Source organism: Actinacidiphila sp. bgisy145 (genome assembly GCF_057708125.1).
Map to the genome: position 1 here is coordinate 1 of NZ_JBYIRL010000084.1, position 10592 is coordinate 10592.

General features: G+C 74.3%; 10 protein-coding genes. 7 read left to right on the forward strand and 3 right to left on the reverse strand.

Annotated elements, in window-relative coordinates:
* Positions 1-5: 5 nt before the first annotated feature.
* Positions 6-1037: a LacI family DNA-binding transcriptional regulator gene (locus AC3ERT_RS36110; RefSeq protein ID WP_435179354.1), complete on the reverse strand. Its 1032-nt coding sequence runs from the start codon at positions 1035-1037 to the stop codon at positions 6-8.
* A gap of 213 nt (positions 1038-1250) precedes the next feature.
* On the opposite strand from AC3ERT_RS36110, the gene AC3ERT_RS36115 reads away from it, so the two are divergent.
* A complete protein-coding gene (locus AC3ERT_RS36115; RefSeq protein ID WP_435179356.1) occupies positions 1251-3161 on the forward strand; it encodes a glycoside hydrolase family 35 protein in 1911 nt (636 codons plus the stop codon).
* Between the two features lie 37 nt (positions 3162-3198).
* Here the strand turns inward: AC3ERT_RS36115 and ligD are convergent, their stop codons facing one another.
* Positions 3199-4212 (reverse strand): non-homologous end-joining DNA ligase, encoded by a 1014-nt coding sequence (gene ligD, locus AC3ERT_RS36120; RefSeq protein WP_435179359.1) that lies wholly within the window; start codon positions 4210-4212, stop codon positions 3199-3201.
* A gap of 74 nt (positions 4213-4286) precedes the next feature.
* Between ligD and AC3ERT_RS36125 the strand changes: the two genes are divergently transcribed.
* A complete protein-coding gene (locus tag AC3ERT_RS36125; protein WP_435179362.1) occupies positions 4287-5357 on the forward strand; it encodes an ATP-dependent DNA ligase in 1071 nt (356 codons plus the stop codon).
* Positions 5358-5489: 132 nt separating this feature from the next.
* On the opposite strand, the gene AC3ERT_RS36130 is transcribed toward AC3ERT_RS36125, so the two are convergent.
* Complete coding sequence (locus AC3ERT_RS36130; protein WP_435134650.1) at positions 5490-5912, reverse strand: secondary thiamine-phosphate synthase enzyme YjbQ; 423 nt, start codon at positions 5910-5912, stop codon at positions 5490-5492.
* A 130-nt stretch (positions 5913-6042) separates the two neighbouring features.
* Between AC3ERT_RS36130 and AC3ERT_RS36135 the strand changes: the two genes are divergently transcribed.
* The 5 genes from AC3ERT_RS36135 to AC3ERT_RS36155 all read left to right on the forward strand — a co-directional run.
* Positions 6043-6816, forward strand: coding sequence for a glycoside hydrolase family 3 N-terminal domain-containing protein (locus AC3ERT_RS36135; RefSeq protein WP_435134653.1), 774 nt, complete (start codon positions 6043-6045; stop codon positions 6814-6816).
* Between the two features lie 121 nt (positions 6817-6937).
* Entirely contained in the window at positions 6938-7789 is an 852-nt protein-coding gene (locus AC3ERT_RS36140; RefSeq protein ID WP_435134656.1) for a patatin-like phospholipase family protein, read from the forward strand.
* A gap of 160 nt (positions 7790-7949) precedes the next feature.
* Positions 7950-9089, forward strand: a complete 1140-nt coding sequence (locus AC3ERT_RS36145) for an NAD(P)-binding domain-containing protein (protein WP_435179365.1) — start codon at positions 7950-7952, stop codon at positions 9087-9089.
* 178 nt (positions 9090-9267) lie between these two features.
* Positions 9268-10053, forward strand: coding sequence for a (Fe-S)-binding protein (locus AC3ERT_RS36150; protein WP_435179370.1), 786 nt, complete (start codon positions 9268-9270; stop codon positions 10051-10053).
* Positions 10050-10592 (forward strand): LUD domain-containing protein (locus AC3ERT_RS36155; RefSeq protein WP_435179368.1); only part of this gene is annotated, 543 nt, incomplete at its 3' end. The genes AC3ERT_RS36150 and AC3ERT_RS36155, both read left to right, overlap by 4 nt.

The following is a 10592-nucleotide window of genomic DNA, read 5'->3' on the forward strand; positions in this document are numbered from 1 at the left end:
GCAGGTCAGCGCGGCCGGGCCGCAGCAGTGCTCGCGCGCACCACCAGCGCCGGTTCCACAGAGGCGGGTTCGGGCGCCGCGCCGGGCTCGGCGATCGCCCGCACCAGGTGCGCCACCGCCAACTCCCCCATCCGCGCGAAGGGTTGCGCGACCGTGGTCAGCGACGGCGAGCAGTACTCGGCCAGCGCGATGTCGTCGACCCCGACCACCGAGATGTCCTCCGGCACCCTGCGCCCGAGTTCGTGCAGCGCCCTGATCACGCCGAACGCCATCTCGTCGCTCGCCACGAACACCGCGGTGACGTCCGGAATCCGCCCCAGGACCAGGCCGTTGCGGTAGCCGGAGGCGGGCGACCAGTCGCCGGCCAGCTCCGGCGGCACCGTACGCCCGGCGGCCTCCAGTTCGGCCCGCCAGCCGGCCGCGCGGCTCGCCGCGTCGAGCCACTGCTGCGGCCCGGCGACGTGCCAGACGGTCTCGTGGCCGAGGTCGAGCAGATGGCGGGTGGCCAGCCGGGCGGCCAGCGACTGGTCGACGGCGACCACCTCGGTGGCCGAGGTGCGCGAGCCGTCGATGGTGATGGTGGGCACCGCGCCGGTCAACTGCTCGATCTGCCGCGAGACATGGATCAGCGGCACCGCGAGGATCACGCCCTCCACGTGCTGGTCGGCCAGCCGCTGGAGCGCACCCTCGATCGCGGAGGTGTCCAGCGAGGCGGTGGTGGCGGTGCTCACCGCGTAGCCGGCGGTCTGGGCAGCGTGCTCGATGCCCGAGGTGAGCGCAGTGCGCGAGTAGAAGCTCGTCTGGAGGGTGACCACGCCGATGGTGCGGCTGCGGCCGGAGGAGAGCATCCGGGCGGCGTTGTTGCGCCGGTAGCCCAGCTGCTCCACCGCCGCGAGCACCTTCGCGCGGGTCGCCGCCTGCACGTTCGGATGCCCGGCCAGGGCGCGGGAGACCGTCTGCGCGGACACCCCGGCGACCCGCGCGACATCCGTCATCCCCGGCGGCCGTGCGGTCCCGCGCCCGCTCTGCTTGTCCATGGGCCCCTTCCGCTCCTGGCCCGATGATAACGGTCCGCTCCCGGGTGCGCGGGCCGCGCCACCGCGCCCGTACGGCCCCGGGACCCAGTCTTGGCATCGATAACATCCTGTGCGACAGTTCCACCGAGACTGCTCCACCCGTGAGCATGTCACCAGGGAGCAGGCATGACGGACCCGGCGGCGGACCGGACGGTATCGGTATCATTTCGCGGCATGGCGGTGGGCGTGGCAGCCGGCGTGGCAGTGGACCCGCGGCGGCCCGCGGACGGGAGCGCCGTACCCGCTGCGGACGGATCGGCCGGGCCGCCCGCGCCGATCCTCACCCACCGGCGGGGCACGCTCCTGCGGGACGGCGAGCCGCACCGGATGCTCTCCGGCTCGCTGCACTACTTCCGGGTGCACCCGGCGCAATGGGCGGACCGGCTGGCCCGGTTGGCGGCGCTGGGCCTCAACACCGTGGACACCTACGTGCCGTGGAACTTCCACCAGCCGCGCCGCACCGCCCCCCGCTTCGACGGCCCGCGCGATCTGGGGCGCTTCCTCGCCCTCGCGCAGGACGCCGGCCTGGACGTGGTCGTCCGCCCGGGCCCGTACATCTGCGCCGAGTGGGACAACGGCGGGCTGCCGTCCTGGCTGACCGGGCTGCCCGGGATACGGCCGCGCACCTCGCAGCGGCTGTTCCTGGAGGAGGTGGCGCGCTGGTTCGACGTGCTGGTGCCCAGGATCGCGGCGGCCCAGGCGGCGTACGACGGGCCGGTCGTCGCGGTGCAGGTGGAGAACGAGTACGGCAGCTACGGCGACGACGCCGACTACCTGGAGTGGATGCGCGACGCGCTGGTGGCGCGCGGCATCAGCGAACTGCTGTACACCGCGGACGGGCCCACCGAGCTGATGCAGGACGGCGGTTGTGTGCCGGGCGTGCTCGCCGCCGCGACGCTCGGCTCGCGGCCCGGCCAGGCGGCGCGGCTGCTGCGCGAGCGCCGTACGGACGAGCCGTTCGTGTGCGCCGAGTTCTGGAACGGCTGGTTCGACCACTGGGGAGACCCGCACCATGTGCGCTCGGCCGCCGGCGCCGCCGCCACGCTCGGCGAGATCCTCGACGAGGGCGGCTCGGTGAGCCTCTACATGGCGCACGGCGGCACCAACTTCGGCCTGTGGGCGGGTGCCAACCACGACGGCACCCGCTTCCTGCCCACCGCCACCAGCTACGACTCCGACGCGCCGATCGCCGAACACGGCGCGCTCGGCCCGAAGTTCTTCGCCCTGCGCGAGCAACTCGCCCGGGTGGCAGGCGCATCCGGGACCGATGCCGCGGCGGACGGAGCCGGAGCGGAGGAGCGCCCGCTGCCGCCGGAGCCCCGGCTGCTCGCCCCGCGCACCGTGCCCGTCCGGCGCGGCGCGGGCCTGCTCGACGGGCTCACCGCGCTGTCGGCGGCCGTCCGGTCGCCGTACCCGATGAGCTTCGAGGAACTGGAGCAGCCCTCCGGCCTGGTGCTGTACCGGGCGTGGCCGCGACTGCCGCACGGCACCCAGGAGTTGACGGTCAGCGGGCTGCACGACCGGGCGCAGGTCTTCGTCGACGGCGCGCCCTGCGGCGTGCTGGGCGAGGAGACCGGTTCGCTGGCGGTCGAGGGCGCCGGCCGGCGGGTGCGGCTGGACCTGCTGGTGGAGAACCAGGGCCGGATCAACTACGGCCCGCTGCTGGGCCAGGGCAAGGGCATCCTCGGCGGGGTGCGGATCGAGCGGCGGTACGTGCACGGCTGGGAGATGTACCCGCTCCCGCTGGACGAGTGGCCGGCGTCGGACGTGCGCAGCGCGCCGGACGCCGCGCCGCCCGGGGGTGGCGCGGGCTTCGCCGACGCGTCGTTCGACCTGCCGGAGCCCGCCGACACCTTCCTGGCCCTCCCCGGGTTCGGCAAGGGCTTCGCCTGGGTCAACGGCACCCTGCTGGGCCGCTACTGGGAGATCGGCCCGCAGCAGACGCTGTACGTCCCCGCGCCGCTGCTGGCCGCGGGCGGCAACACCGTCACCGTGCTGGAACTGGAGCGCTTCGGGCCGCGGATCGAGCTGCGCGACCGCCCGGAGCTGGGCCCGCCGGAGGAGTACGTCGAGACCTTCGACTGAGGCGCCACCGCGGCCCGGCGCACGGGCGGCGGGCGCGCTACCCGGCCTGCTTCTTCGCCCGGCTGGGCTGGACCCGCTTCGGCTCCCCGGCCATCTTCGGGTGGTCCGGCGGATAGGGCAGGTCGCCCAGGCCGTGTTCGGCCTCGTCGCGCGCGGCCAGCTCCAGGGCCTCGTCGAGCCGGAAGGCGTGCTCGTCCATGTCCGCGTGCAGGTCGCCGACCTCGGCGTACCGGCCGGGCATCGTGGCGAGGTCGAAGTCGTCGGGCACCGCGCTGTCCAGCTCCTCCCAGCGCAGCGGCGCGGAGACGGGCGCCTGCGGGCGCGGGCGGACCGAGTAGGCGCTGGCGATGGTGCGGTCGCGGGCGGTCTGATTGTAGTCGACGAAGATCTTCGCGCCGCGCTCCTCCTTCCACCAGGCGGTGGTGATGTGCCGCGGGTCGCGCCGCTCCAGCTCACGGGCGACCGCGATCGCCGAGCGGCGGACCTGGACGAAGGTCCACTCGGGGGCGATCGGCACGAACACGTGCAGGCCCCGGCCGCCGGAGGTCTTCGGCCAGCCGGTCAGGCCCAGGCCGTCGAGCACCTCGCGCAGCAGGTGGGCGGCGCGCACCGCGTCGGCGTAGTCGGTGCCGGGCTGCGGGTCGAGGTCGATGCGCAGCTCGTCGGGGTGCTCGGTGTCCGTGCGGCGCACCGGCCAGGGGTGGAAGGTGAGGCAGCCGAGGTTCGCCGCCCAGGCCACGGCGGCGGGCTCGGTGGGGCAGATCTCGTCGGCGTGGCGGCCGCTGGGGAAGGAGATGCGGCCGGTCGGGATCCACTCGGGGAGGTTCTTCGGGGCGCGCTTCTGGAAGAAGGACTCGCCGTCGACGCCGTCGGGGTACCGCTCCAGCGTGGTGGGCCGGTCCCGCAGCACGCGCAGGATGCCGTCGCCCACGCTCAGGTAGTAGCGGACGACGTCGGCCTTGGTGAACCCGCGCGCCGGGAAGTACACCTTGTCCGGGTTGGACACGCGCACCGTGCGCTCGCCGACCGTGAGCTCCAGCGCCTCTGCCATGCCCTTCACGCTAAGCCGCATCCCCGCGGCCCGCTCGGCGGGCGCCCGGCGGCCGGGCGGCGGACAATCCGGGCATGGACCTTCCCGTGCTGCCGCCGGTGCGGCCGATGCTCGCGAAGACGGCCGCGGCCCTGCCCCCGGGGATGCTGTACGAGCCGAAGTGGGACGGCTTCCGGGCGATCGTCTTCCGCGACGGCGACGAGGTGGAGCTCGGCAGCCGCTCCGGCAAGCCGCTGACCCGCTACTTCCCCGAGCTGGTGCAGGCGCTGCGCAGCCGGTTGCCGGCGCGCTGCGTGCTGGACGGGGAGATCGTCGTCGCCGCGGGCGGCCGGCTGGACTTCGACGCGCTGCTGGAGCGCATCCACCCGGCCGACTCCCGGGTGCGCCACCTGGCGGAGGCCACACCGGCGAGCTTCGTCGCCTTCGACCTGCTGGCGCTGGGCGGCACGTCGCTGATGGACACGCCCCAGCGGGAGCGGCGGGAGGCGCTGCTCGACGCCCTGCGAAAGGCGGACGCGCCCGTGCACGTCACGCCCGCCACCGGTGAGCTGGTCCGCGCGCAGGAGTGGTTCGAGCAGTTCGAGGGCGCCGGCCTGGACGGCGTGGTCGCCAAACCGTACGACCTGCCGTACCGGCCCGGGGTGCGGGCGATGGTCAAGGTCAAGCACGAGCGGACCGCGGACTGCGTGGTCGCCGGGCTGCGGCCGCACAAGAGCGGCCCGGTGGTCGGCTCGCTGCTGCTGGGCCTGTACGACGCCGGCGGGCAGCTCCAGCACGTCGGGGTCTGCGCGTCCTTCCCGATGGCGCGGCGCCGGGCCCTGATGGAGGAGCTGGCGCCGCTGCGGATGGAGTCCGTCGCGGGCCACCCGTGGCAGGAGTGGGCCAGTCAGGAGGCGCAGGCCGCCGGCCGGCTGCCGGGCGGCCCGAGCCGCTGGACCGGCGGCAAGGACCTGTCGTGGGTGCCGCTGCGCCCCGAGCGCGTGCTGGAGGTCGCCTACGACCACATGCAGGGCGGCCGCTTCCGGCACACCGCGCAGTTCCGCCGCTGGCGCCCGGACCGCAGCCCGGACAGCTGCACGTACGCGCAGCTGGAGGAGCCGGTGTCGTACGAGCTGGCGCAGGTGCTGGGCGGCGGCGCGGGCTGAGGCCAGCGCGCGGCGGAAGCCCGGTGCGTACGTCACCCGATGCGGTCTCCTTGCGGGTCGCCGACAGGCAGCCGCACGCTGCGGGGAGCGGGCTCGGTGCGGGGAGCGGGCTCGGTGCGGGGGCCGGGCGGCTCAGCCGAGAAAGCTCAGGCGTACCTGGCGGTCGGTGTTGGAGACGTTGGTGTCCACCAGGACGACGGACTGCCAGGTGCCCAGGTCCAGCCGGCCGCCGATCACCGGGAGCGTGGCGTGCGGCGGCACCAGCGCGGGCAGCACGTGGTCGCGGCCGTGCCCGCGCGGGCCGTGCCGGTGCTGCCAGCGGTCGTCGGCCGGCAGCAGGTCGCCGAGCAGGGCGAGCAGGTCGTCGTCGCTGCCCGCGCCGGTCTCGATGACGGCGATCCCCGCGGTGGCGTGCGGCACGAAGACGTTGAGCAGCCCGTCCCGCTCCTGCGCCACCTCCCGCAGGAAGCCGGCGCACGCGCCGGTCAGGTCGTGGACCGTCTCACGGTCGCCGGTACGGATGTCGAGGACGCGGGTTCCGAAGCTGTCGGCCATGCCCTCCATGGTCGCGCACCGGCCCGGCGGCCGCCTCGGCGCCAGGTCGCGGGGGCGTTGCCCCGGCCGAGGATTGGTCTGTACCATTCGGGAGTTCGCCGCCTGCCGCGCCCCGAAGGGGGACCCCGCCGTGAAGACGCTGCACCGGCTCGCCGTGCTGGTCGACTCCTGCGTGCTGCCCTCCGTGCGCGGCACCGGCCCCCACCTGCCGGAGTGGATACTGCGCGGCCTGGAGCGGGGCACGCCGGGCGCCGCCGTACACGCGTACGGCCCCGCCGCCCGGGCCGCGTCGGACGCCGTACGGGCCGCCCTGCCGGACGCCCTCACCGGCCACCTGGGCCCCGCGGGACCGCCCGGCCCCGCCGGACCGCCCGGCGCCGCGACCGCCGCCGAACTGCTCGCCGCGGGCGCCAACCTGCACCTGGCGGTACCGCCGAGCGACCGCCCCGACGCCACCCGCACGTTCGTGACGGACCTTCAGGCGCACGGCGTGGCCGCGGCGTTGGGGCCCTTCACCGGCATCGGCAGCCTCCGGCCGTTCGCGGAGGGCGCCGCCGCGGGCGTACGGGCCATCTCGGCGGCCGCCCCCGCGGCCCTGAGCGCCCACGTGGTCACCGGAGTGCTGCGCGGCGAACTGGGCTACACCGGGGTGGTGGTGAGCGAAGCGCTGGACGCGCCGTCCGTGGTCGACGGCTGGGGCGTGCCCGGTGCCGCCGTCCTCGCCTGGATCGCCGGGGTGGACCTGGTCCGGCTCGGGCCCGGCAGCGGCCCGGGCGTCCGCGAGGCGATCCACGCGGCCGCCGCCCGCGCCGTCTCCGACGGCGACCTCCCGATCGCCCGCCTCGAAGAGGCCGCCGACCGCGTCGCCCGCCTGCGCCGCTGGGCCTCCGGCCCCCTGGTCTAGGCGGTGTCCCGAATGGAGTTCGTCGCATGCGCAATGCGCCGCCGCCCTCATCGTGCGGTGAACTCCTGAAGAGAGGATCATGGTCGGGTTCCGGGTGGTTCGTACAGCGAGGAGTCGTCCCATGGCACATCCGACCCAGCCCCTCTCGCGCGCTCTCGTCCTCGGCGGAGGCGGTGTGACAGGCATCGCTTGGGAAGTCGGCGTCCTGGCAGGGCTCAGCTCCCAGGGAGTCGACTGGAGCAAGGCCACCTCCGTGATCGGAACCTCGGCGGGCTCGTTCGTCGGAACCGCCGTCGCCAGCGGCTACGACCTGGAGCGGCTCTTCGCCTCCCAGCTCGGCCCGGACGACAACGAGGTGGCGGGCAAGGCGTCCGAGGCCACCATGGCCGCCTGGTGGGCGGCCCTCGCCGAGGGCGGCGACGACCCGCGCAAGGTCGGCGCGGCGATGGGACGCATCTCCAAAGCAGACCCCGAGCCCGTGCCCTCAGCCACCCGACGGCACGTCGTCACCTCTCGTCTGGTCACCGCGGACTGGCCCGCCGGCTTGAAAGTCACCGCGATCGACGCCGACACGGGCGAGCTGCATCTGTTCGACGAGCACGCGGGCGTCTCGCTGACCGACGCTGTCTCCGCGAGCGGTGCGGTCCCCGGCGTCTGGCCTCTCGAACACTTCCAGGGCCGTTCCTGGGTGGACGGCGGCATGGTCTCCACCGCCAACGCACGCCTGGCCGCCGGGCACGACAGGATCGTCATCCTGGCGCCGATGCCTGACGGCTACGGGCAGATTCCCGGCGCGGCCGCGGATGCGGAAGCCTTGGCCGAACAGGCCGAGGTATGTCTCATCGTGCCGGACGAACAGAGCGTCGAGGCCATCGGCCCCAACCCGTACGATCCCCAGCGCCGGAAGGCCGCAGCACAAGCCGGGCGGGCCCAGGCCGATGCCCTGGCCGACAAGATCGCCACGCTGTGGTGAGCGGCCACCCCTGATCGTCGGCAAGATCCCCCGCCCCGCACCGGGGCCGTCACGGTGTGGGGCGGGGAACAGGACCGGCATCTCAAAGCCAGGGCCGGCCCAGGGCTCGCCTGGCGCGGCCGGGGGGAAGCAATGCGGGGCGGGCGTGGTTGGCACCGGCATGGACGAGGTACAGGCGGGCCGGATGCCGGGGGCGGACGGGGCGGCGGTCGCGGACGCGGACGTCGCGGTGGTGGGCGCGGGCCAGGCGGGCCTGTCGGCGGCGTACTTCCTGCACTGGGCGGGCCTGCGGGCCGGCAGCGACTTCGTGGTGTTCGACCACGCCCCGCGGCCCGGCGGCGCCTGGCAGTTCAGGTGGCCGTCGCTGACGTACGCGAAGGCGCACGGGGTGCACTCGCTGCCCGGGATGGAGCTGGCCGGCGGCGACCCGGACCTGCCGTCCTCGCAGGTCGTCGGCGCCTACTTCCGGCGGTACGAGGAGGAGTTCGACCTGCGGGTGCTGCGCCCGGTGGACGTGGCGGCGGTACGGGAGGGGACCGGCGGGCGGCTGCGGGTGGAGACCGACCGCGGCACCTGGTCGGTGCGGGCGCTGCTGAACGCGACGGGCACCTGGGACCGGCCGTTCCTGCCGTACTACCCGGGCCAGGAGAGCTTCCTCGGGCGGCAGCTGCACACCGCCGGCTACCGGGGCGCGGCGGAGTTCGCCGGGCTGCACGTCGTGGTGGTGGGCGGCGGCACCTCGGCGGTGCAGTTGCTGATGGAGCTGAACGAACCGGGCGGCGCGGCCCGCACCACCTGGGTGACCCGGCGGCCCCCGGTCTTCCGCGACACCCCGTTCGACGAGGAGTGGGGCCGCTCGGTGGTGGCCCGGGTGGACGACCGGGTGCGCCAGGGCCTGCCGCCGCAGAGCGTGGTGAGCGTGACCGGCCTGGCCGCGACCGAGGCCGTACGCGAGGCCCGGGCCCGCGGGGTGCTGCGCCGGGAGCCGGTCTTCGACCGGATCACCCCGCACGGCGTGGCATGGGCCGACGGCCGGACGCTGGACGCCGACGTCATCCTGTGGGCCACCGGTTTCCGGGCGGCGCTGGACCACCTCGCCCCGCTGCGGCTGCGCGAGGCGGGCGGCGGCGTCCGGCTCGACGGCACCCGCGTGGTGAAGGACCCCCGGGTGCACCTGCTCGGCTACGGACCGTCGGCGAGCACCATCGGCGCCAACCGGGCCGGACGCAGCTCCGTCCGCGAGATACGCGCGCTGCTCGCAGCCGGGGACGGTGCGCCGCTGCCTGTGCCCGCCGGGTGAGCCCGCGGCCCTCCGGGGGCACCTGACGCCCCGCCGGGCGCACCTGACGCCTCACCGGCGCCGACGCGCAGGGCAGGAAACATCGGATGTATGCTTCCCCCGCTGTGCGCGCTTGGGGCAGTATGAGCGCATGCCTGATCGACAGCCGAGCGGCGGCGAGGTGCGGCACGAAGGCACCTTGCGGGTCGCCCTCTTCGTGACCTGTGTCAACGACCTCCTGTATCCGGACACCTGCCGGGCCGTGGTGCGACTGCTGGAGCGGCTGGGCGTGGAAGTGGACTTCCCCGAGGCCCAGACCTGCTGCGGCCAGCCGCAGTTCAACACCGGCTACCGGCACGAGACCGAGCCGCTGGCCCGCCACTACGCCGAGGTCTTCGCCGGCTACGACTACGTGGTCACGCCGTCCGGCTCGTGCGCGGCCATGGTGCGCGACAACTACCCCCGGATCGCGGAGCGCGCGGCCGCCGAGGGTCGGGACGGCGACGGCGGCCTCGCCGCGGCGGCGGCCCATGCCGTGCCGAAGACGTACGAACTGACGGAGTTCCTGGTGGACGTGCTCCAGGTGACGGACGTGGGCGCGTACTTCCCGCACACCGTCGCCTATCACCCGTCCTGCCACGGCCTGCGCATGCTCGGGCTGGGCGAACGGCCCCGAAAGCTGCTCCAGGCCGTCAAGGGCCTCCAGCTGCGCGAGTTGGAGGGCGCCGAGGAGTGCTGCGGCTTCGGCGGCACCTTCGCGGTCAAGAACCCGGACGTGTCCGTCGCGATGGGCCAGGACAAGGTCCGGCACGCCCTCGACACCGGCGCCGGGGTGCTGTGCGGGGCGGACAACTCCTGCCTGATGCACCTCGACGGCATCCTCCGCCGGGACCGCTCGCCGCTGCGGACCGTCCACATCGCGGAGATCCTCGCGTCCACCGAGGAACACCCCTACTGGCGCGCAGAGACAGGAATCGTCCGATGAACGGCACCTATCTGGGGCTCCCGTCCTTCCCCGACGCCGCGCGGGTGTCGACGAAGGACACCCAACTGCGGGCGAACCTCACCCACGCCACCCACACCATCCGCGCCAAACGCGCCACCGCCGTCAGCGAACTCCCCGACTGGCCCCAACTCCGCGAAACCGGCGCCGCCGTCAAGGACCACACCCTCCGCCACCTCGACCACTACCTCCTCCAACTCGAAGCAGCCGTCACCCAAGCCGGCGGCACCGTCCACTGGGCCACCGACGCCCACGAAGCCAACCGCATCACCACCGACATCATCAAAGCCACCGGCGAAACCGAAGTCGTCAAAGTCAAATCCATGGCCACCCAGGAAACCGGCCTCAACGAAGCCCTCGCCCACCACGGCATCCACGCCTACGAAACCGACCTCGCCGAACTCATCGTCCAACTCGCCGACGACCGCCCCTCCCACATCCTCGTCCCCGCCATCCACAAAAACCGCACCGAAATCCGCGACATCTTCACCCAGCACATGGCCGACTGGGGCCGCCCCGCC

What these genes read in the sequence shown, in the direction of transcription:
- AC3ERT_RS36110 (WP_435179354.1), bottom strand. Translation starts at nt 1,037, where the DNA reads ATGGACAAGCAGAGCGGGCGCGGGACCGCACGGCCGCCGGGGATGACG.
- AC3ERT_RS36115 (WP_435179356.1), top strand. Translation starts at nt 1,251, where the DNA reads ATGGCGGTGGGCGTGGCAGCCGGCGTGGCAGTGGACCCGCGGCGGCCC.
- ligD (WP_435179359.1), bottom strand. Translation starts at nt 4,212, where the DNA reads ATGGCAGAGGCGCTGGAGCTCACGGTCGGCGAGCGCACGGTGCGCGTG.
- AC3ERT_RS36125 (WP_435179362.1), top strand. Translation starts at nt 4,287, where the DNA reads ATGGACCTTCCCGTGCTGCCGCCGGTGCGGCCGATGCTCGCGAAGACG.
- AC3ERT_RS36130 (WP_435134650.1), bottom strand. Translation starts at nt 5,912, where the DNA reads ATGGCCGACAGCTTCGGAACCCGCGTCCTCGACATCCGTACCGGCGAC.
- AC3ERT_RS36140 (WP_435134656.1), top strand. Translation starts at nt 6,938, where the DNA reads ATGGCACATCCGACCCAGCCCCTCTCGCGCGCTCTCGTCCTCGGCGGA.
- AC3ERT_RS36145 (WP_435179365.1), top strand. Translation starts at nt 7,950, where the DNA reads ATGGACGAGGTACAGGCGGGCCGGATGCCGGGGGCGGACGGGGCGGCG.